The organism is Streptomyces aureus (genome assembly GCF_000725495.1).
Lineage (GTDB): Bacteria > Actinomycetota > Actinomycetes > Streptomycetales > Streptomycetaceae > Streptomyces > Streptomyces aureus_B.
This window is the reverse complement of sequence record NZ_JNZD01000003.1, coordinates 1-19,531: the sequence shown is the minus strand read 5'-3', so window position 1 is coordinate 19,531 and position 19,531 is coordinate 1. Positions and strand designations below refer to the sequence as shown.

16 protein-coding genes, 1 rRNA gene and 1 riboswitch are annotated in these 19,531 nt (G+C 70.1%); of the genes, 4 read left to right on the top strand and 13 right to left on the bottom strand.

Features of this window, described 5'->3' with window-relative positions; translation table 11 throughout:
* Positions 1–23 precede the first annotated feature (23 nt).
* A complete protein-coding gene (locus IO36_RS04240; RefSeq protein ID WP_037616259.1) occupies positions 24–1,793 on the top strand; it encodes a substrate-binding and VWA domain-containing protein in 1,770 nt (589 codons plus the stop codon).
* Between the two features lie 40 nt (positions 1,794–1,833).
* Here the strand turns inward: IO36_RS04240 and IO36_RS04235 are convergent, their stop codons facing one another.
* Positions 1,834–3,351: a glutamate-cysteine ligase family protein gene (locus IO36_RS04235; RefSeq protein ID WP_037616257.1), complete on the bottom strand. Its 1,518-nt coding sequence runs from the start codon at positions 3,349–3,351 to the stop codon at positions 1,834–1,836.
* A 542-nt stretch (positions 3,352–3,893) separates the two neighbouring features.
* Between IO36_RS04235 and IO36_RS04230 the strand changes: the two genes are divergently transcribed.
* Both IO36_RS04230 and IO36_RS04225 read left to right on the top strand, forming a co-directional pair.
* On the top strand, positions 3,894–4,487 hold the full coding sequence (locus IO36_RS04230; protein ID WP_037616255.1) for a hypothetical protein: 594 nt from the start codon (positions 3,894–3,896) through the stop codon (positions 4,485–4,487).
* Positions 4,488–4,897: 410 nt separating this feature from the next.
* On the top strand, positions 4,898–5,092 hold the full coding sequence (locus IO36_RS04225; protein WP_037616252.1) for a DUF5999 family protein: 195 nt from the start codon (positions 4,898–4,900) through the stop codon (positions 5,090–5,092).
* A gap of 136 nt (positions 5,093–5,228) precedes the next feature.
* Here the strand turns inward: IO36_RS04225 and gcvP are convergent, their stop codons facing one another.
* Positions 5,229–8,114: an aminomethyl-transferring glycine dehydrogenase gene (gene gcvP / locus IO36_RS04220; RefSeq protein ID WP_037616250.1), complete on the bottom strand. Its 2,886-nt coding sequence runs from the start codon at positions 8,112–8,114 to the stop codon at positions 5,229–5,231.
* A 177-nt stretch (positions 8,115–8,291) separates the two neighbouring features.
* A riboswitch (glycine riboswitch) is annotated at positions 8,292–8,387 on the bottom strand.
* A 111-nt stretch (positions 8,388–8,498) separates the two neighbouring features.
* Between gcvP and IO36_RS04215 the strand changes: the two genes are divergently transcribed.
* Positions 8,499–8,867: a PRC-barrel domain-containing protein gene (locus tag IO36_RS04215; protein ID WP_037616248.1), complete on the top strand. Its 369-nt coding sequence runs from the start codon at positions 8,499–8,501 to the stop codon at positions 8,865–8,867.
* Here the strand turns inward: IO36_RS04215 and IO36_RS04210 are convergent.
* From IO36_RS04210 to rrf, 11 genes are all read right to left on the bottom strand, one after another.
* Positions 8,792–10,519, bottom strand: coding sequence for a DNA polymerase IV (locus IO36_RS04210; RefSeq protein ID WP_037616246.1), 1,728 nt, complete (start codon positions 10,517–10,519; stop codon positions 8,792–8,794). The genes IO36_RS04215 and IO36_RS04210 overlap by 76 nt on opposite strands.
* Positions 10,520–10,591: 72 nt before the next feature.
* Positions 10,592–11,266: a MerR family transcriptional regulator gene (locus IO36_RS04205; protein WP_078942993.1), complete on the bottom strand. Its 675-nt coding sequence runs from the start codon at positions 11,264–11,266 to the stop codon at positions 10,592–10,594.
* A 218-nt stretch (positions 11,267–11,484) separates the two neighbouring features.
* Positions 11,485–11,958 carry a bifunctional nuclease family protein gene (locus IO36_RS04200; RefSeq protein ID WP_006123076.1) on the bottom strand — a complete coding sequence of 158 codons (474 nt, stop codon included), beginning with the start codon at positions 11,956–11,958 and terminating at the stop codon, positions 11,485–11,487.
* 85 nt (positions 11,959–12,043) lie between these two features.
* The gene (locus IO36_RS04195; RefSeq protein WP_037616242.1) at positions 12,044–12,799 is read right to left on the bottom strand and encodes a transcriptional regulator FtsR; all 756 of its coding nucleotides are present in this window, start codon (positions 12,797–12,799) and stop codon (positions 12,044–12,046) included.
* 42 nt (positions 12,800–12,841) lie between these two features.
* Complete coding sequence (locus IO36_RS44155; RefSeq protein ID WP_078942992.1) at positions 12,842–13,789, bottom strand: FHA domain-containing protein; 948 nt, start codon at positions 13,787–13,789, stop codon at positions 12,842–12,844.
* A 61-nt stretch (positions 13,790–13,850) separates the two neighbouring features.
* Entirely contained in the window at positions 13,851–14,711 is an 861-nt protein-coding gene (locus IO36_RS04185) for a DUF881 domain-containing protein (protein WP_037616238.1), read from the bottom strand.
* Positions 14,712–14,716: 5 nt separating this feature from the next.
* A complete protein-coding gene (locus IO36_RS04180; protein WP_003988855.1) occupies positions 14,717–15,049 on the bottom strand; it encodes a small basic family protein in 333 nt (110 codons plus the stop codon).
* Complete coding sequence (locus IO36_RS04175; RefSeq protein WP_107065635.1) at positions 15,046–15,951, bottom strand: DUF881 domain-containing protein; 906 nt, start codon at positions 15,949–15,951, stop codon at positions 15,046–15,048. The genes IO36_RS04180 and IO36_RS04175 overlap by 4 nt, the downstream gene beginning before the upstream one ends.
* 98 nt (positions 15,952–16,049) lie before the next feature.
* Positions 16,050–18,545, bottom strand: coding sequence for a mannose-1-phosphate guanyltransferase (locus IO36_RS04170; RefSeq protein WP_037616235.1), 2,496 nt, complete (start codon positions 18,543–18,545; stop codon positions 16,050–16,052).
* 116 nt (positions 18,546–18,661) lie between these two features.
* Positions 18,662–19,270 carry a cardiolipin synthase ClsA gene (locus IO36_RS04165; RefSeq protein WP_037616233.1) on the bottom strand — a complete coding sequence of 203 codons (609 nt, stop codon included), beginning with the start codon at positions 19,268–19,270 and terminating at the stop codon, positions 18,662–18,664.
* A gap of 173 nt (positions 19,271–19,443) precedes the next feature.
* Positions 19,444–19,531, bottom strand: a 5S ribosomal RNA gene (rrf, locus tag IO36_RS42890); the annotation flags it as partial.

The following is a 19,531-nucleotide window of genomic DNA, read 5'->3' as shown; positions in this document are numbered from 1 at the left end:
CACCTCGAAGGGACCTCACCGTCATGGGACGTCACAGCTTGCCCGACGCGAGACGGGCGGGCTCCGCCGACCCCCGGGTCCGCGCGCGTCGCCGCAACACGGCCCTGGCGACGGCACTCGTCCTCACCGTCGTCGGGGGCACGGCCGCCGCGGTCCGCGGCGGCCTCTTCTCCTTCGAGAGCTCCTGCGACGACGACACCGTGCGCATCGAGGTGGCCGCCTCGCCGGACATCGCCCCCGCGCTCAGGGCCGTCGCCGAGGACGCCCGCGCGAAGGACGTCACCTCCGACGGCCGCTGCCTCGACGTCCATGTGACCGCCCGCGAGTCGTACAAGGTCGCCGCTGCGCTCGGGGCGGGCGAGAAGTCAGCCGCGCAGGTGTGGGTGCCGGACTCCGACGCGTGGGTGGAGCGGGTCGGCGACACCAGCGCCGCGACGCCGGTCACCAGCCTGGGCAACGTCGCCTCGACACCGGTCGGCGTCGCCGTCGTCCCCTCGGCCGCCAGGACACTGGGCTGGCCCGCGAAGACGTACACCTGGACCGAGCTGGCCGGCGAGACCAAGGCGGCCGGGAAGCTCAGCCTGGGCACGGTCGATCCGGCCCGCAGCTCGACGGGACTGCTCGCGCTGGCCCGGATCGGCGCGGCCACGTCCGGCACCAAGGACGGTGACATCAGGGCGGCCGCCCTGGCCAAGACGCTCTCGCAGCACACCTCGGAGAGCGACGCCCAGCTCCTGGCCACCCTGCCCCGCGACACCCGGGACGACACGCAGAGCGGGTCGGGCCGCAATCAGGCGCTGATCCTCTCCGAGCAGGCCGCGTTCGCGCACAACACCGCGCAGGACGGCGGCCCCGGCCTCGACCTCTTCTACCCGAAGGACGGCTCACCGCTGCTCGACTACCCGTACACGCTGATCGACGAGCCGGGCCTGAGCACCGACCAGGGCCGGGCGGCGCTGCGGTTCATGACGCTGCTCGGCGAGCCGGCACCCCGGCAGTTCCTGCGGATGTTCGGGTTCCGCACGGATCCGGAGAGCCCCGCGGCCACGCTCGTCGCCGAGGCGGGCGGGAGGGCCCCGCAGCCGTACGCGCGCATCCTGGACGACTCCGCCTCGAAGGGCGCGGTCCAGGAGGCCCTCGGCATGTGGACGATCACGGTGGAGAGAGCCCGCATCACCACGGTCGTCGACGCCTCCTCCTCCATGGCCGAGCCGGTGCCCGGCGGCGACCGGTCCCGTATGGACGTCACCAAGGAGTCCCTGCTCCAGGCGCTCGCCACGTTCACCGACGAGGACGAGATCGGGCTGTGGAAGTTCTCCACGAAGCTCGACGGAGACAAGGACTACCGCGTCCTGGTGCCGACCGGGCGGCTCGGCGCCGGCAAGAAGAAGACCGACCGCCGCACGAAACTGGCGGCCGCCTTCAAGAGCCTCGAGCCGGTCCCGCACGGGGAGACGGGTCTGTACGACACCACGCTCGCCGCGTACAAGGCCGCCGTCGCCTCCTACGCGAAGGGCCGGTTCAACGCGGTGGTCGTCCTCACGGACGGCGTCAACCGGGACCCCGGCAGCATCTCCCGGGCCGATCTCGTCTCCGAGCTGCAGAAGCTCGCCGACCCGGAGCGTCCGGTGCCGCTGATCGCGATCGCGGTGGGCCCCGACAGCGACCGGCGGGAGGTCGACCAGATCGCCCGCGCGACGGGCGGCTCGGGCCAGCGCGTCAACGAGCCCTCGCAGATCCACGCCGCGATGCTCAAGGCGATCACGGCGGCCGGCGTGGGCACCACGGACTGACACCGGCCGCCCGGATCCGCGGGCCCACGCGCCGTGCCCGTCACCCCAGCGGCACCGGCTCCGGAAGGCCGACCGGCCAGGTGTGCACGGGCTCACCGAGATGCATCAGCTCGCCGTAACGCCGTGTCGTCGCGGCCAGCGCGGCATCGCGGCCGAGTCCCTTCTCCAGCGCCCGGTGGAAGGTGTCCGCCTGCCAGGTCGCGCCGTTGACGCGCAGCCTGCACCGGTCCTCGATCACACCGAGGTACAGGTCCCGGTCGGCGGGCTCGATCCCCCAGGCGTCCAGGCCCGCCGCCGCCAGCGGCAGCAGCTCGTCACGCACCAGGTTCGCGGCGTCCACCTGCGCGGTCCCGCCGTAGCGGCCGCGCCGCGGCCACTCCAGGCGCGCGTCGATGCCGTACCGGCAGGCCGCGTCGAAGTTGGCGGCGGCCGTCTCGAAGGACATCCGGGTCCACACCGGGCGCTGCTCCTCGGCGAGCGCGCGGACCAGACCGTAGTAGAACGCCGCGTTGGCGATCACGTCGGTGACCGTCGGTCCCGCGGGAAGCACCCGGTTCTCGACGCGCAGATGCGGGACGCCGTCCGCGATGCCGTACACCGGCCGGTTCCAGCGGTACACCGTGCCGTTGTGCAGCACCAGTTCGGCGAGCCTGGGCACGCCTCCGGCGTCGAGGACACCGAGCGGGTCCTCCTCGTCGCAGATGGGCAGCAACGGCGGGAAGAACCGCAGGTTCTCCTCGAAGAGGTCGTACGCCGAGGTGATCCAGCGCTCGCCGAACCAGGTGCGCGGCCTGACCCCCTGCGCCTGGAGCTCCGGCGGCCGGGTGTCGGTCGACTGCTGGAAGAGCGGGGGCCGCGACTCCCGCCACAGCTCGCGCCCGAACAGGAAGGGCGAGTTGGCGCCGATCGCGATCTGCGGAGCCACGACCGCCTGCGCCGCGTTCCACACGTCCGCGAACCGGTTCGGCGTGACCTGGAGGTGCAACTGCACGGACGTGCACGCGGCTTCCGGCGCGATGGACGCCGACCTGCACACCAGGCGCTCCACACCGTCGATGTCGAGTTCGAAATCCTCGCCGCGGGCGGCCACGATCTGATCGTTGAGCAGCCTGTACCGGTCCACGGCCGACAGGTTGGAGGACACCAGATCGTCCTGGCCGAGCGTCGGCAGAATACCGATCATGACGATTCCGGCGTCGACCTCGCTGGCTTTCCGGTGGGCATAGGCGAGCGAGGTACGGATCTCCTCGGCGAGCCGGTCGAATACCCGGCCTCCCAATCGGTGCGGGGCTATGTTGACTTCCAGGTTGAACATGGCGAGCTCGGTCTGGAAGTCCCGGCTGGCAATCCTTTCCAGTACTTGCCCGTTCATCATTCTGGGCATGCCGTCGGGGCCCGCGAGATTCAATTCGATCTCCAGGCCCATCAGGTTCTTGGGGCGGTCGAACCGCTTCTCCTCCAGCAGTCGCTCCAGCCCCGTCAGACACTGTCGGAGCTTGTCGCGGTGGCGCTGCCGATCGGACAGGCCGAACGTCCCTGCCACGACCTTCTCCCCCATCGAAGCGTCCCTCCTCGGATGGGCAGGCCGAGTTCCGGCCCTGGCGTCCCGGGTTACGGGGGATGATGCCCAGGCAACACGATCCATAACGTCCCGCGCGCGCCCTTCGACCGCTAGTCTGGACATCGGCCCCGGGCACATTCACGGGGCATGGAGCATTCTGCAAGTTTACCGCCCGGAATGATCTCGTGAAAAACGCCGACGAGAATCGGCCGTCCACTGCGGCGAAGTATTCCGAGGTCACCGTGATTCGATCGCGCAGAACCGGGATGAATCCGTCGTTTCAGCGACCGGATATCGACTTGCCGACCGTATTCGGGCCGACTAGACGAAACAACGCCTGAACACGTGTCGTATAAACTCCGCTACCGAGGCAGAGAGTTGGCGCTCGCGGTCCCAGGTCCTGTCGTCCGGGTGAGGGCGGCAGGCGACGTCCTGTCGGCAGATCCAGACCCCTCGCCCCACCTCTGACCCGAGAGCTGACAGCGCCGTCCGCCCCCGCCCTCGCGCCACTGTGCCTGTCGAATGAGAGGCGACCCACCATGCCGCTGCACGTACCCCCGGCTCCCGCGCCCGCCCTGCGCACCGTCCTCACGGCACTCGGTTCCCCCACCGCTGTCCGCGAAGCCCGCACCCCGTCCCTGCGCCTGGCCCAGGGACCCGTCACGCCCGAACTCCCGCTCCCCGTCCACGTCCTGGATCGCATCACCCCCGCGGGCGCCTCCGCCACCCGGCTCGCCGGGTGGCGGTTCCTGATCCGCAGCGGCGAGCGGGCCGTGGCCGGCGCCGACACCATGCTGACCCCCGACGGCTGGGCCTTCTCGCGCTTCTTCGAAGGCCCCTACATCACCGCGACCGAGCGCGCCCTGCGCCAGGCCGAGACCATGCAACAGTCCTACCAGGCACGTCTGTTGTCCGTGCCCGAGCTGTACATGCTCACGCTCTGGCTGCACGGCGACTGCGCCGCGGACGGCGCCACCGGCCATCCCGCCGCGACCGATCTGCTCGTCCCGCTCGCTCCCGCCCCGCCCGGCATCGCCTCCCACCGCCCGTACCTCGTCACCGAACTGCTGCCGGTCCTCACCCTCCGGGTCACCCCGGCGCCCCCGGCACCGCTCCTCGGCTCCCCCGCCTGACCCCTCGCGCGCCGCGTCCGCGGCCCGCTTCCGTGCCCCGCCGCCGGACCCGTCCTACGGTGTTCCCGACCGCGGGGCACGGCGCTGCCCGCACCCGGAGGAACCGTTCGCTCGTTAGGGCTCCAGAGCGCTCGTACGAGGCAGAACATGCTCCGCGCCCGACCGGACTAGCCCGATCCGGCCACCTCGAACCACCCGAAAGGACAGCGCAGTTGGGGTGAACCCTCCGCACGGGTGATGCGTCATCAACCTGTGAGAAGCGGTGCCCTCAAATCCCTGCGGATCGGCGCCCGTAGGGCAACACTGGGTTTCGACCACACATCAACGGGGGAGCGGCGATGAGCGATTCGAGCCGCACGACAGACACCACAGCCATCACTCAGATCTCGACCCAGCGAAAGATCCCATCCATGTGCCAGCACCAGCCACTGTGTCCCTCAGCCGAATCAGCCGACCGGGAGTCCGCCCGCCTCGTGGCGCATCACCCGGAGCAGGGATGGAGCCTGCTGTGCAACGGCGTTCTGCTCTTCGAGGACACCGGTGAGCTCCTGCCGGACGGCCAGATCATCGCCCCGCACCGCCCGCTGGCGATGACGGCCGCCTGATCCGCACGACCCGGACGGTCGCGATCGGGCCGACCGGACACAGCAGGGGCCGGCCCGGAGACGTACTCTCCGAACCGGCCCCGACGCATGTCCGCGGAGGGTCACTCCGCGTAGGCGCGCGCGTGCCGCGTGCCGATCAGTCCTCGTAGGCGTCCAGCGGCGGGCAGGAGCAGACGAGGTTGCGGTCGCCGTACGCCTGGTCGATGCGGCGCACCGGCGGCCAGTACTTGTCGGCGGCCGAGACACCGGCCGGGAAGACGGCCTCCTCGCGGCTGTAGGGGTGCTTCCAGTCGCCGCCGAGCGCGGCGGCGGTGTGCGGCGCCCCGCGCAGCGGGTTGTCGTCCACGTCCCACTCGCCGGCGCCGACCTTCTCGATCTCCGCGCGGATCGCGATCATCGCGTCGCAGAAGCGGTCGATCTCGCCCAGGTCCTCGGACTCGGTGGGCTCGATCATCAGCGTGCCGGCCACCGGGAACGACATCGTCGGCGCGTGGAAGCCGTAGTCGATCAGACGCTTGGCGATGTCGTCGACGCTCACGCCGGTCGCCTTGGTGAGCGGGCGCAGGTCGATGATGCACTCGTGCGCGACGAGGCCGCCGGGACCGGTGTACAGCACCGGGTAGTGCGGCTCGAGGCGCTTGGCGATGTAGTTGGCGGAGAGCACGGCCACCTGCGTGGCGCGCTTGAGGCCCTCGCCGCCCATCAGCCGCACGTACGACCAGGAGATGGGCAGGATGCCCGCGGAGCCCCAGGGGGCGGCCGAGATGGGGCCGACACCGGTCGCGGGACCGGCCTCGGGCTGCAGCGGGTGGTTCGGCAGGTACGGCGCCAGGTGCGAGCGCACGCCGACCGGGCCGACGCCGGGGCCGCCGCCGCCGTGCGGGATGCAGAAGGTCTTGTGCAGGTTCAGGTGCGAGACGTCGCCGCCGAAGTGGCCCGGCTTGGCGAGGCCCACCAGGGCGTTCAGGTTGGCACCGTCGACGTAGACCTGGCCGCCGGCCTCGTGCACCTGGGCGCAGATGTCGGCGACGTGCTCCTCGAAGACACCGTGCGTCGAGGGGTACGTGATCATCAGCACGGACAGCTCGTCGCGGTACTGCTCGATCTTGGCGCGCAGGTCCTGGACGTCGATCTCGCCGTCGTCCGCGGTCTTGACGACCACGACCTTCATACCGGCCATCACGGCGCTGGCGGCGTTCGTGCCGTGCGCGGAGGACGGGATGAGGCAGACGGTGCGCTGGTCGTCGCCGTTGGCGCGGTGGTAGCCGCGGACCGCCAGCAGACCGGCCAGCTCGCCCTGCGAGCCGGCGTTGGGCTGAAGCGACACCTTGTCGTAGCCGGTGACCTCGGCGAGCCGGTCCTCGAGCTCGTGGATGAGCGTCAGGTAGCCCTGCGCCTGCTCGGCGGGCGCGAAGGGGTGCAACTGCCCGAACTCGGGCCAGGTGACCGGCTCCATCTCGGTGGTCGCGTTGAGCTTCATCGTGCAGGAGCCCAGCGGGATCATGCCGCGGTCGAGCGCGTAGTCGCGGTCGGAGAGCCTGCGCAGGTAGCGCAGCATCGCCGTCTCGGAGCGGTGCTGGTGGAACACGGGGTGCGTCAGGTACGCGTCGGTGCGCAGCAGCGCCTCGGGCAGCGTGTCCTCGGTGCTCGCGTCCAGGGCCTCGACGTCGCCGTCGACACCGAACGCGCTCCACACGGCGGCCAGCTGCTCGCGCGTGGTCGTCTCGTCGCACGAGATCGACACCTGGTCCGCGTCGACGAGGTGGAGGTTGACGCCGTTCTCGCGGGCGGCGGCGACGATCTCGGCCGCACGGCCCGGAACCCGCACGGTGAGCGTGTCGAAGTAGGCGCCGTGCACCAGCTCGACACCGCCGGCGGTGAGCCCGGCGGCCAGGACCGTGGCGTAGCGGTGGGTACGCCGGGCGATGGCCCGCAGGCCGTCGGGGCCGTGGTAGACCGCGTACATGCCGGCCATGACGGCGAGCAGCACCTGAGCGGTGCAGATGTTGCTGGTCGCCTTCTCGCGGCGGATGTGCTGCTCACGCGTCTGCAGGGCGAGGCGGTACGCCTTGTTGCCGTCGACGTCCACGGAGACACCGACGAGACGGCCGGGGAGGCTGCGGGCGAAGTTCTCGCGGACCGCCATGTAACCGGCGTGCGGGCCGCCGAAGCCCATCGGGACGCCGAAGCGCTGGGTCGTACCGACGGCGATGTCCGCGCCGAGCTCGCCGGGCGAGGTCAGCAGGGTCAGGGCGAGCAGGTCGGCGGCGACGGTGACGACGGCGCCGAGCGCGTGCGCCTGCTCCACGAGCGGCTTGATGTCGCGTACGGCACCGGAGGCGCCCGGGTACTGGACGAGCACGCCGTTGATCTCACGGCCGGCGAGGTCGGCCGGGATGCCGTCGGAGAGGTCGGCGACGACGATCTCGACGCCCGTCGGCTCGGCGCGGGTCTCGATGACGGCGATGGTCTGCGGCAGCGCGTCCGCGTCGACCAGGAAGAGGCCCTTCTTGTTCTTGCCCATCCGGCGGGACAGCGCCATGGCCTCGGCGGCGGCGGTGCCCTCGTCGAGGAGGGAGGCGCCGGAGGTCGGCAGTCCGGTCAGCTCCGCGACGACGGTCTGGAAGTTCAGCAGCGCCTCGAGGCGGCCCTGCGAGATCTCCGGCTGGTACGGCGTGTACGCGGTGTACCAGGCCGGGTTCTCCATGACGTTGCGCAGGATCACCGGCGGGGTGAAGGTGCCGTAGTAGCCGAGGCCGATCATGGAGCCGAGCACCTGGTTGCGGTCCGCGAGGGAGCGGAGCTCGGCCAGTACCTCGGCCTCGGTGCGGGCGCCCGGCAGGTCCAGGGCCTCGGCGTTCTTGATCACGTCCGGCACCGCGGTGGCCGTCAGCTCGTCGAGCGAGCCGTATCCGACGTGCGCGAGCATCTTGGCCCGTGCCTCGGAGTCGGGTCCGATGTGGCGCTGCTCGAACGGGATGCCCTGTTCGAGCTCGGAGAGCGGAATGCGAGGGGCGGTCATGGCGGAGGCCTCCTGGTCTGACGCGACCTTCGGGGGGCACCCCTAAACGGGTACCCCGACGGCCTCCCCCTCTGTCATCTCAACCTGAGAGTTTCACCGGAGGTCCCGAGGACGATCCGGTTTTCACCGTCGGTGAGAGCGGAGGCCATCGACACCCGCTCTGCTTTCCAGAGTGACCTCGTCCGTGCGGTACGTGTGCCTGAGAGATTCCGGGGAGGATTTGCTCCTTCGGCGCCTCCGGTGAAATCCGGAGGACTCTCCCGCACGGGATCAGCGGCCACTGCCAGCCTACCAGCGGCGACTGGCGGGCAGCTCGAGTGGCCGCCTTCACAGATGTGCTCTTTTGTAGTACTTACGGATGAGTTTGCGACCACTGGAGGGACCGTGCAGACCGACATCGATCCGCGCAACCTGATCGGCCGCAAGGCGTTCGACAGCAACGGCACCAAGATCGGCACGATCGACGAGGTCTACCTCGACGACGCGACCGGTGTACCGGAGTGGGCGGCCATACGCACCGGGCTGTTCAGCAGGGACGCGTTCGTGCCCCTGGAGCCCAGCGAGATCGTCGAGGGCACCCTGCGCATCCCGTTCGACCGGGCGCTGATCAAGGACGCCCCCGACTTCGGTGTCGGCCGCCACCTCTCCCCCGAGCAGGAACTGCAGCTCTACCACCACTACGGGCTCGACGTGGCGTCCCCGCCGCCCCCGGACCGGGACTTCGGCCACCTCGCGGGCTCCGAGGACACCTGAGCCCCCGCTTCCCGCGAAAGGGACTCCGGGTGCGCCACCGCGTCCACCGACGCCGGCGACCCCGATCCCGCCGCCTCGATCCCGGACGCCGAGGCTCCGGCGTCGCCGGCGCAGGCCCCCGACGCCGCAGTCCCGGATTCACGCGCTCCGGATTGCCTCGTCCCTACACGGGACACCGGCAGGTCGGGGCCCAGGGTCCGGGCCTCCGGCGCCGGGGGCTCCGGGCCCGCCTTTCCGGCCCCGGACTCCGGCGGCTCGGCACCGGGCGGCAGCCCCGGGGTGTCCTCGGGTCTTCGCTCCACCAGGGGCAGCGGGTCGGCCGGTTCCAGGTGAGGGTCGTCCGTCCTGAACGTCCGTACCCGGCCGGGCCCGGACCAGGGCGTCTCGAACCGCACCGTGACCCGCCCCAGCCCGCTCCCCTGCACCCAGCCGTGCCCGAACTCGGCATGCCGCACATCGTGCCCGGAGGGCCACCGCCGCTCCGTGGGCGCCGCCTCCCCGGCCGGGGAGGCGGCCGCCTCGGCCGCTACGTCCGCACCCACGGCGTGCTCCTCGGCCGCCGGCTCCTCCGCGGCGGCGGCCTGCGCCTGCGCGAAAAGGTCCTCCTGCGTGTAGTCGGCGAGCCCGGAGACGCCGACCCCGAGGAGCCGGACGCCTCCAGTGGTGTCCACGCTGTCGAGCAGCCGGGCCGCCGCCTCGCGGACGACACCGGGGTCGTCCGTGGGCCCGCGCAGCGTCTCGGACCGCGTCAGCGTCGAGAAGTCGTACCTGCGTACCTTGATCACGATGGTCCGGCCCGAAAGACCGGCCCGGCGCAGCCGCCCCACACACCGGTCCGCGAGCCGCTGCACCTCCAGCTCCACCCGCATCCGGTCGTGGATGTCCACGTCGTAGGTGTCCTCCACCGACACCGACTTCGTCTCCCGCTCGGCCACCACGGGCCGCTCGTCCCGGGCCAGCGCCATCGCGAACAGCGCGTGCCCATGAGCGTTCCCCAGCAGCCGTACGAGTTCGTCCTCGCCCGCCTCGGCGAGCTCCTCGACCGTGGTGATGCCCGCCCGGCGCAGATGGTCGCCGGTGGCCGGCCCCACGCCGGGCAGCGTCCGCACCGGCATGGGCCCGAGCAGCGCGCGCTCGGTGCCCGGCTCGATGAGGACGAGACCGTCGGGCTTGGCCTGCTCCGAGGCGATCTTCGCCAGCATCTTGGAGGCGGCCAGCCCCACCGAGCCCGTGAGTCCCGTGACGGCCCGGATGTCCGCGCGCAGCTTGGTGCCGGCCAGGCGCGCCGACGCCTCGTCCCAGGCCGTCCCGCCCGCCTCCAGATCCACGAACGCCTCGTCCAGGCTCAGCGGCTCCACCAGCGGCGACAGGGCCCGCAGCAGCGCCATCACCTGCTCGCTGACCTCGCGGTACAGCCCGAAGCGGGGCACGAGGTAGGCGGCGTTCGGCGCGCGCCTGCGGGCCTGAGCCATGGGCATCGCCGAGTTCACCCCGAAGACCCGCGCCTCGTACGAGGCGGTGGCCACCACTCCACGGGGCCCGAGCCCGCCCACGACGACGGCCTTCCCGCGCAGGCTCGGCTTGGACGCCTGCTCCGCCGAGGCGAAGAAGGCATCCATGTCGAGATGCAGGATCGTGGGCGCGGTTCTCACATCTCCGATGCTGCCCTACGCCACTGACAATGCCCCGGCAGGCCGGGGCATCGCGTCATCGGTCGCGGTGGATCACACCGCGCGGTTGCGCCTGCGCGCCAGTTCGTCGGCGGGATGGTGCGCGAGCAGCGTCTCGCCGGTGTCCACGCGCTCTCCGTGCAACTGCGACAGGGCGCCCTCGACGTCCCGCCACACCACGCCCACGGCGATGCCGAAGACCCCCTGGCCGCCCTGCAGCAGGGCGTGCACCTCGTCCGGCGAGGTGCACTCGTAGACCGTCGCGCCGTCGCTCATGAGCGTCATGCGCTCCAGGTCCTGGAAGCCGCGCTCCCTCAGGTGCTGGACCGTGGTGCGGATGTTCTGGAGCGAGACCCCGGTGTCGAGGAACCGCTTCACGATCTTCAGGACCACCACGTCCCGGAAGCTGTACAGACGCTGCGTCCCCGACCCGTAGGCGGGACGCACGCTGGGCTCGACGAGACCGGTCCGCGCCCAGTAGTCCAGCTGCCGGTAGGTGATGCCCGCGGCGGCACACGCCGTGGGCCCCCGGTAGCCGACCTCCTCGGGAACGGTCCCTTCCTCGCCGGGCACTGCCGCCGGCCGCAGCGGGACTTGATCGGCCGCGCTGCCATGCTGGGGGCGCCCCCTGCTCGAGCCGAGCCGAGAGCTGGGGGGAGGGTACGGGCCGCTCTCTCCCGGACCGTGTCCGGGAGCACCCCCAGCCGTACCGTCGCCGCTGCTTCTCACGCCGACCTCCGTCCTTGACCTGCCTTCTCGACGGTAGGCAGTCACCCGGGGCGCGTCAACGATCGCCACACTCGGCACGCCGAGTGATAATCACCCTAAGAGTGGTTTCCCGTGCCCTACCGCGGGGAAAGGCTAGCCGAATGCGCCCGTCACGGGCCGCGGCACACCACACTCGCCGCGGGCAATTGCCTCCCGAGGAGGCCCTCCGGCGGTCCGCCTCACTGGCTGTTGGTGCCGAAGTCCTCGGGTGAGATCTGGTCGAGGAACTCGCGGAACTTCTCCACCTCGTCCTCCTGCTCGTCGGGGATCGCGATACCCGCGTCGTCGAGCACCCCGTCACTGCCGTAGATCGGCGTTCCGGTGCGCAGCGCGAGCGCTATGGCGTCGGACGGCCTGGCGCTCACCTCGACTCCGCTGGCGAAGACCAGCTCCGCGTAGAAGACGCCCTCACGCAGGTCGGTGATGCGTACTTCGGTGAGCTCCTGGCCGACCGCCTCCAGCACGTCCTTGAACAGGTCGTGGGTCAGCGGACGCGCGGGGGCCATGCCCTGCTGAGCGAAGGCGATGGCCGTCGCCTCCCCCGGTCCGATCCAGATGGGGAGGTAGCGGTCGCCTCCCACTTCACGCAGAAGCACGATCGGTTGGTTGGAGGGCATTTCCACCCGGACACCTACGACATCGAGCTCGTTCACACAGCAACCCTAGGCCGTGCCCGGGACGTTTGGGTAGTCGGGCACAGAACGGGTGGTCGATCCCGGCCCGCGCCGATGGCGCCGATCAGCGCAACCGCACACCCAGCGCGGTCTGCACGAGCGCCGCGTGCAGTTTCACCGTGAGCCCCGCGAGTTCCTTCGTACGGGCCTCCGCGTGCGCCCGGGTCTGCGGATTGCGGTGGCGCCGCAGGGGCGCGACCACCTGGTCCACCAGACCGGCGTCCCGCTCCGCCGCGGCCTTCATGGCCCGCAGATGGCGCGGCTCGATCCCGAAGCGCCCCAGCTCGACAACGAGCGCGGCGACGGTCACCGCCTCCGCGTCGTAGGCGCCGTCGTTCAGCGGACCGATCAGGCCGTAGGACTCCCACTCCGCCAGCTGCTGCTCGCCGATCTCCGCGGCGGCCAGCAACTCCTCGCGGCCCACGCGGGCCACCGTGGGCCCCTCGGGCTCGCCGTAGAGCTCGCCGAGGGGTTCTCCCTCGCCCGCGTCGCGCTGCCGGCCCACGGAGGGCAGACGCACCTGCTCACCGCGTGCCAGGGCGTCCAGATGCTCCCGGATCACCTTCAGCGGGAGGTAGTGGTCCCGCTGCATCCTCAGGACGTGACCGAGGCGCTCGACGTCGTCCGCGGTGAACTTGCGGTACCCCGAGGGGGTCCGCTGCGGCTCGACGAGCCCCTCCGACTCCAGGAACCTGATCTTGGAAATCGTGACTTCGGGGAACTCGTCGCGCAGCAGGCTCAGCACCGCGCCGATGCTCATCAGCCCGCTGTCCGCGGCGGCGGTACCGCTGCCGGCACCGCCGCTCGGTGTTTGAAGCATGGACATTCCCTCGGTGTCCCCCCGGACGGAGTTGGGGGAGGGTCAGATGCCCCGCTGGCTCGCGTAGAACACCAGCCGGTACTTGCCGATCTGCACCTCGTCACCGTTGGACAGCGGGACCTGGTCGATCCGCTCACGGTTGACGTACGTGCCGTTCAGGCTGCCGACGTCGGCGACCGTGAACGAACCGTCCGCGACGCGACGGAACTCCACGTGCCGACGCGACACCGTCACGTCGTCGAGGAAGATGTCGCTCTGCGGATGACGCCCGGCCGTGGTCAGCTCGCCGTCCAGGAGGAAGCGGCTGCCCGAGTTGGGGCCCCGGCGCACCACCAGGAGCGCCGAACCGACCGGCAGCGCGTCCACGGCCGCCTGCGCCTCCGGAGAGAGCATCGGCGAGGGCGTCTGGCCCGTCACCTCGGCGTCGTAGGCCTCGATACCGGAGATGGAGATGGTGGACGTCGTCTCCGACGGACGCTCCGGTCCACCCCGCAGCGGCGCACCGCAGTTGGAGCAGAACCGGCTGTTCTCGCCGTTGCGGTTGCCGCACCTCGTACACACCTGGGCCGACATGGACGGATCCTCCTGCCGCGGCTGCCCACCGGGGGCATGGGACGCATACGGGTCGGAGGCATACCCTCCGCCCGCGCTCGAGGCTGACGGTTCCCCGAAACCTATGCGGCCCGGCTGGCCAGGGTCAACAGACGACGCGCCCTGACCGGTGACCTGGTCCCGGAACAGCGGACGGTCGCCGCTCTGGGCCTCCGCGTCCGCCTGACGCGGTGCGCGATGGCGGGCAGCCGCGCTGTCGCCGCTGTCCTCTCGCGTGCTCTTGCCGAACAACTTCGCAAACAACTTCACGGGCGATTCCCCTTGACCGAAACAGACCCGCCCGTGGGGCAGGACGAACCCTGATTGAACACACCGGTCGACCCGGACATCCTCACAACGTCCGTATCCACCAGACAGTTTCCACCACGCACCACCCATTCGGTGCGCCGACCCCCCGCAACCTCCCGCCCTCGCGCGACGGCCCCCATCCGACCGCCGTTCACCGGGAGGACGACCGAGCGTAGTCAGGCCGCTCCGCCGGTCGCAAGGCATCGACGACGATCTTCGTCGAACGGTCCACCGTGACGGTGGCCTGCTCCTTCTCCAGTGTCTGCACCACGCCTCCCGGAATGTTCAGCGCCGGCTCGAGATCCTGCGGCTTGCCGATGACCTTGAAACGATAGGGCTGGGTGATCTTGTTCCCGTCGACCTTCACTCCGCTTCCGGAATCGGACAGATAGGTACTGGCGACCACACGCACGCCGTTCACCTGGATCGCCTCCGCGCCGGCGGCACGCAGTTCCTGGATGGCGTCGAGCAGCATGTCCGCCTTGACCGTCCCCTTCGTGTCGTCGATCGTCAGAGTGATGCCGGGGCCCTGTGCGGCCACGGTGCCCGCCAGAATGCCGAGTTGCTTCTCCTTCTCGACCGTCTGCTTGCGGGCCTCCTCGGCCTGGTCCGAGCTGTTCTCCAGCTCGGTGCGCTGGTCCTCGAGACCCTGCTTCTCGTCCTCAAGACGCTGAGTTCGGCTGTCGAGTTCATCGAGAATGCGCACGAGATCCTCCTGACGCGCCCCGCGCAGCGCGCTGTCCCCGTCGCTGTTGGACGCCACCTGGACGGCCAGGCCGAATCCCAGGCCGAACAGCAGCACGGCGACGATGAGTTGGGCCCGCGACACCCGCGGCGGCCACAGGCCCTTGACCAGCCTCTGACGGCCGCTGAGCGGCTGCTCGCCGCTCTCCTCGGCCGACGGCGGCCCGGGCTCCCCAGCGGCCGCGGGGACCTCCTCCGGCAGCTCCCTGCGCAGCGGGTTCTCGGTGACCTCGGGAGTCTCGTCCTCGTTCTCGTTCTCGTTGCTCATCGGCCTCACGCCCGGAACACGTGCCGGCGGATGGCCGCGGCGTTGGAGAAGATCCGGATGCCGAGGACGACCACGACACCCGTGGACAGCTGGGCGCCCACACCCAACTTGTCCCCCAGGAAGACGATCAGCGCGGCGACGACCACGTTCGACAGGAACGAGACCACGAAGACCTTGTCGTCGAAGATGCCGTCGAGCATCGCGCGCAGACCGCCGAACACGGCGTCCAGCGCCGCCACGACGGCGATCGGGAGATAAGGCTCGACGACCGCCGGAACCTCGGGACGGACCAACAGTCCAGCCACGACTCCCACGACGAGGCCCAGTACGGCGATCACGGTGTGCCCTTCTTAGTGCTCGGCTCTGCTGTACGTACGATCACACTCGGTGCGGCGGACAACCGGACGTCCCCCTCCACGGAGATGCTGGTCCTGATGCCGTAGTTCTCCTGCAGCGCATGCAGATACAGCCCGTCGTCGCTGTTCTGGAATCTCGTGCTGAGCCGTTGGCCGTCCCCCACCGCGAGCACCGTGTACGGCGGCACCAGCGGCTTGTTGTCGACCAGTATCGCGTCACCCGCGGCCCGGATGGCCGACAGGGCGGTCAGCCGCCGCCCGTTGACGGAGATGGCCTCGGCACCCGACTCCCACAGACCGTTGACCACACGCTGCATGTCACGGTCGCGCACCCGGCCGGTGTCGGAGAAACCCGAGGTCTCCCGCGGATTGGTGCCGTCACCGCCCGTGCTGGCCTCCTTGGCGTCGTTCACGACGAGCCGCACACCGGGGCCGTGCACGTCGGTGGCGCCGGACAGGATGCTCACCAGGTCGGCCTGCTCACCGCCGTCCTTCTTCAGCGCCGCCCGCTGGCGGGCGCTGACATCCGCGCGCAGGGTGTCGACACCGCTCTCCAGCTTGTCCGCGGCCGTCGTCTCGCGCTCGATGCGGTCGATGAGCTCCTGGCGCTCCTTGGCCACGACGGGAGCCGCCAGCCGGGCGTTCGCCGCCCCCACGGTGACCACGAGCGCGGCCAGGACCAGGCCCACCGCGAGACCCGCCTTGGCCCGGAGCGTCCTCGGCAGCCCGCCGTCGCCCTGGGCCTCCCTGCGGGCCGCCGCCTCGGCGTACCCCTCGTCGAGACTGTGGTCCATGACGTTGGTGAGCAGCGACATGGAGGCGTCCGGGCGCGGGGGGCGCGGAGCGCTGCTCCGAATGGGGGGCTGCTGCGGCATGCCGCACATCGTCGCACGTCGCGGGTACTAGCTCCGAATGGCCCCACCGACGTGCCGGACAGGCCCCTTTGGGGGCACTTGTCCGACACGTACGGGTGAAGAGCGTTTCAGCGGCCGGCGCTGTCCACGACGGCCGACCACTCGTCGAGCAGGGCCTCCGCCGAGGTGTCGTCCGGGCCCTCGGCCCAGAGATGGGTCACGGCCTCGGCGGGGTCGGGCAGCACCATGACCCAGCGCCCGTCCGCCTCCACGACCCGGACGCCGTCCGTCGTGTCCACGAAGCGGTCTCCCGCCTCCTCCACGACCCGGCGCATGACGAGACCCTTCACGGCCCACGGGGTCGCGAGATCCCGCTTGATGACGTGCGCCCGCGGAATCCGCGCGTCGATCTGGCTGAGCGTGAGCTGGGTGCGCGCCACCAGACCGATGAGCCGTACGAACGCGGCCGCGCCGTCGAAGACACCGCTGAACTCGGGAATGATGAACCCGCCGCGGGCGTCGCCGCCGAAGATCGTCGACTCCTCGCGGCCGACCCTGGTCAGGTCGTCGGGCGACGTGGTCGTCCACTCCACCTGCGTGCCGTGGTACGCCGCGACCTGTTCGGCGATCCGGGTCGTCGTGACCGGCAGCGCCACCCGCCCGCTGCGCCGCTCGGCCGCCACGAGGTCCAGCATCACGAGCAGGGCTCGGTCGTCCTCGACGATCCGCCCCTTCTCGTCCACGAGCGAGAGCCGCTCGCCGACCGGGTCGAACCGCACGCCGAACGCGGCCCGGGCGGACGCGACGATCTCGCCCAGACGCACCAGCCCTGCCCGCCGCGTCTCCACCGTCTCGGTCGGCCGGGACTCGTCGAGACCGGGGTTGATGGTCAGGGAGTCCACCCCGAGCTTGCCCAGCAGGCTGGGCAGCACGAGGCCGGCACTGCCGTTGGAGGCGTCGACGACGACCTTCAGCCCGGAGTCCGCGATCCCGGTGGTGTCGACGTTGCGCAGCAGCGAGCCGGTGTACGAGTCGAAGACGCTGGCGGGGAAGTGCAGGTCCCCGATCTCGCCGGGGAAGGCACGCCGGTACTCCTGGCGCGCGAACACCCGGTCCAGCTTGCGCTGGCCGCCCTGCGACAGGTCCGCGCCCTGCCCGTCGAAGAACATGATGTCGACGGAGTCGGGCACTCCCGGGGTCGTCCGGATCATGATGCCGCCGGCACTGCCTCTGGCCGTCTGCTGCCGGGCGACCGGCAGCGGTACGTTCTCGAGGTCGCGTACGTCGATGGCGCTGGCCTGCAGGGCCGAGATCACCGCCCGCTTCAGCGCGCGGGCGCCTCGGGAGTGGTCGCGGGCCGTGGTGACGGTGGAGCCCTTCTTCAGGGTCGTCGCGTAGGCGCCCGCCAGACGCACGGCCAGCTCCGGGGTGATCTCGACGTTCAGGATCCCGGAGACACCACGAGCGCCGAAGAGATGCGCCTGGCCGCGCGACTCCCAGATCACCGAGGTGTTGACGAAAGCGCCGGCCTCGATGGTCTTGAACGGGTAGACACGGACGTTGCCCTGAATGATCGATTCTTCACCGACGAGGCATTCGTCGCCGATGACGGCGCCGTCCTCGATCCGGGCGGCCCGCATGATGTCGGTGTTCTTTCCGACCACGCAGCCGCGCAGATTGCTGTGCTGCCCGATGTACACGTTGTCGTGGACGACGGCCCGGTGCAGGAAGGCACCGCTCTTCACCACGACGTTGGAACCGACCACGGTGTGCTCGCGGATCTCGGCGTTCGCCTCGACCTTGGCGTAGTCACCGATGTAGAGGGGCCCGCGGAGCACGGCGTCGGGGTGCACCTCGGCACCCTCGGCCACCCATACGCCCGGGGAGATCTCGAACCCGTCGAGTTCCACGTCGACCTTGCCCTCGAGGACGTCGGCCTGGGCCTTCACATAGCTCTCGTGGGTGCCGACGTCCTCCCAGTAGCCCTCGGCGATATAGCCGTAAACGGGCTTGCCTTCCTTCATGAGCTGGGGGAAGACGTCGCCGGACCAGTCGACGGAGACGTCGGCCTCGACGTAGTCGAAGACCTCGGGCTCCATGACGTAGATACCGGTGTTCACGGTGTCCGAGAAGACCTGGCCCCAGGTCGGCTTCTCCAGGAAGCGCTCGACCTTGCCTTCCTCGTCCACGATGGTGATGCCGAATTCCAGCGGATTGGGCACACGCGTCAGACAGACGGTGACGAGCGCGCCCTTTTCCTTGTGGAAGTTGATGAGTTCGGTGAGATCGAAGTCGGTGAGGGCATCCCCGGAGATGACGAGGAACGCGTCGTCCTTCAACGCCTCCTCGGCGTTCTTGACGCTGCCGGCGGTACCGAGTGGCTTCTCCTCATTGGCATAGGTGAGCTCCATGCCGAGCTCTTCGCCGTCACCGAAGTAGTTCTTGACCAATGAGGCCAGGAACTGGACGGTGACCACGGTTTCGTTGAGCCCATGCCTTTTGAGCAGCCTGAGCACATGCTCCATGATCGGGCGGTTCGCCACGGGCAGGAGCGGCTTGGGCATGCTCGAGGTCATAGGACGAAGGCGTGTGCCTTCGCCTCCGGCCATCACGACGGCCTTCATGTCGGAAGCGTCCTCCTTGAAGAGACGACGGTACAGCCGACTTCACCCGTCCTGATTGTCCCGCAGTTTCCGAGCGGGGGCCATCGGGGCACAACAGCCGCCCAATCGGGCCGAGCTCATTCGGCCATGGTGTCCGCACGGATCAGCCGGCGGACCTGCACCACGTAGAGGACTCCTGCCCACCAATAGAGCGTTGTACCCCACCCGGCGAACGCCCATCCGAAAATAGATCCGAGTGTCCCGATCCAGCCGCTCATGTCGCTGAGCAGCAGCAACGGGAAGGCGTACATCAGGTTGAAGGTGGCTGCCTTCCCGAGGAAGTTCACCTGCGGCGGCGGATAGCCGTGGCGCCGGAGGATCAAGACCATGACCGCCAGGACCAGCTCGCGTGCGAGAAGCGCGGCCGTGAGCCAGATCGGGAGAATCTCGCGCCAGGTGAGTCCGACCAGCGTCGACAGAATGTAGAGCCGGTCGGCCGCGGGATCCAGCAGCCGGCCGAGGCTGCTGATCTGGTTCCAGCGCCGGGCGAGCTTGCCGTCCAGATAGTCGCTGATACCGCTCAGCATGAGGACGAGCAGCGCCCAGCCGTCGCTGTTGGGACCACCGAACTCCGGCCTGAGGATCAACCACAGGAAGAGGGGTACGCCGGCGAGACGCGCCATGCTGAGGATGTTCGGGATGGTGAGGACCCGGTTCGTCTGAACACGGGTCTCCTGGACCTCCACCCGGGGGCCTCCTGTGGGAAACGAGCCAACGATGCCCCCTGACCTTACCCGCAGCCCCGGCGTCAGGGCGCAGAGGGGGATGCGGGAAGCGGGACGTCATCAGGAAACCGTGCCGGAAAAACAAAAAGCTCCGGCTCCCGGGAAAATTCCCGGGAGCCGGAGCTCTAAAATTTGTTCGGCGGCGTCCTACTCTCCCACAGGGTCCCCCCTGCAGTACCATCGGCGCTGTGAGGCTTAGCTTCCGGGTTCGGAATGTAACCG

Excerpts from the sequence above, each read along its gene's own strand:
- IO36_RS44155 (WP_078942992.1), bottom strand. The coding sequence starts at position 13,789 with ATGGGTGGTGCGTGGTGGAAACTGTCTGGTGGATACGGACGTTGTGAG.
- IO36_RS04185 (WP_037616238.1), bottom strand. The coding sequence starts at position 14,711 with ATGAGCAACGAGAACGAGAACGAGGACGAGACTCCCGAGGTCACCGAG.
- IO36_RS04170 (WP_037616235.1), bottom strand. The coding sequence starts at position 18,545 with ATGAAGGCCGTCGTGATGGCCGGAGGCGAAGGCACACGCCTTCGTCCT.
- IO36_RS04235 (WP_037616257.1), bottom strand. The coding sequence starts at position 3,351 with ATGGGGGAGAAGGTCGTGGCAGGGACGTTCGGCCTGTCCGATCGGCAG.
- IO36_RS04195 (WP_037616242.1), bottom strand. The coding sequence starts at position 12,799 with ATGCTTCAAACACCGAGCGGCGGTGCCGGCAGCGGTACCGCCGCCGCG.
- IO36_RS04240 (WP_037616259.1), top strand. The coding sequence starts at position 24 with ATGGGACGTCACAGCTTGCCCGACGCGAGACGGGCGGGCTCCGCCGAC.
- IO36_RS04175 (WP_107065635.1), bottom strand. The coding sequence starts at position 15,951 with ATGTGCGGCATGCCGCAGCAGCCCCCCATTCGGAGCAGCGCTCCGCGC.
- gcvP (WP_037616250.1), bottom strand. The coding sequence starts at position 8,114 with ATGACCGCCCCTCGCATTCCGCTCTCCGAGCTCGAACAGGGCATCCCG.
- IO36_RS04230 (WP_037616255.1), top strand. The coding sequence starts at position 3,894 with ATGCCGCTGCACGTACCCCCGGCTCCCGCGCCCGCCCTGCGCACCGTC.
- IO36_RS04225 (WP_037616252.1), top strand. The coding sequence starts at position 4,898 with ATGTGCCAGCACCAGCCACTGTGTCCCTCAGCCGAATCAGCCGACCGG.